Source organism: Phormidesmis sp. 146-12, assembly GCF_052939495.1.
In genome coordinates this window covers 3,876-4,378 of the sequence record NZ_JBJPHS010000138.1, presented here as the reverse complement: position 1 = coordinate 4,378, position 503 = coordinate 3,876, and the positions used below count along the sequence as shown (strand labels likewise).

At 51.9% G+C, this 503-nt stretch carries 1 pseudogene; it reads left to right on the top strand.

What is annotated here, in order from left to right:
• Positions 1-436, top strand: a pseudogene (locus ACKFKF_RS31145) (hypothetical protein); the annotation flags it as partial.
• Positions 437-503: the final 67 nt, after the last annotated feature.

The window sequence follows — 503 nt, the reverse complement described above, 5'->3', positions numbered from 1 at the left end:
AGAACTCGCAAAAGCCAAATTAGAACGGGCAAAGAGTGACTACCAGCGAGAGCAGTATGAAAACTCATTAGAGCGAGGTAAACGAGATATTGAACTCGAACGACAACGCTTGGAGTATCAGCGCCAGATGCAAGAGTGGGAGAAGCAGGAACGCGATCGTACCTTCCAACTCAGTCAGGTCAACATCCAATTACAGAACCTTGATACGCAACTCAATCAACTCTCACAGGTAAAAAGTCCTTATGCTGGCAAAGTGCAACGAGTTCGATGGCAAGGGCAGAACGATAAAGATCTGTCTGTGGAGCTTACCCTTATCACTGCTGATTTGCGGACACGTCCAGGCACAGACACCGTTACCCGTTCCGAAGGTGCCAGCCGTCCAGACCCAGAAGCCAGTCCCACCAGCACCCCAAACCGAGACAGCTTCACCCGATGAGGAGACAGAGCCGGATGAAGCCGACGGCGACGGTGAGAAGCCCGCTAAACCTGACACCAACGGCTTA